Annotated in this window: 1 pseudogene; it reads left to right on the top strand. The window is 50.2% G+C overall.

The window, feature by feature from the left end:
• Positions 1–595 (top strand): annotated as a pseudogene (locus ACYVE4_RS34060) (transposase); the annotation flags it as partial.
• Between the last annotated feature and the right edge of the window lie 9 nt (positions 596–604).

Here is a 604-nt window from a genome sequence, read left to right as displayed (position 1 = left end):
CGCCAAGCTGAAGGGGCTAATTCGGTGGCAAACCCATTATCGCTTACTCAATCAGGCGGGTCAATCCATAAAGACCTGGGAAATAACCCGTGGCAAACGGTCCGTCGATCATCGGTTTGTGTATGATGCCGTTCAGAAATGTCATCGAAAAATGGGTATTATTTACCAACCAGTCCGGCATCCGGCTTACCCTGATGGGCTCCTGTATTTGATTGTATCGCGTCCAGGTAAAGGTCGTACACCTTGGTATTTGCTCACCAACGAGGCCGTCGATTCGGTGGAATTGGCCTGGCAACTGGTGTTTGCCTATGCCCGTCGTTGGCAGATTGAGACAGCCTTCCGCTATACCAAGTCGGAACTGGCTTTAGAATCTCCTCGCTTATGGTTTTGGGAAAACCGGCTTAAGTTGATGATGATCGTCGCGCTGATATATGCCTTTTTGCTCTCCTTACTCCGCTCTGAGCTTAGCCACTGGCAGCAACTACTCTTGCGGATGGGTTGCCACCGAACGGGAAAGCGGTGCCGAGAAGCCTCAGCACCGCTTTATCGTATCCGAATTGCTTTCACCCACTTATGGAATCAAAATTCGGGATGACTCATGTTT

The sequence above is a fragment of the Spirosoma harenae genome, from assembly GCF_054776975.1.
The sequence above is the reverse complement of the archived record's forward strand: the minus strand, read 5'-3'. Positions and strand labels throughout refer to the sequence as shown.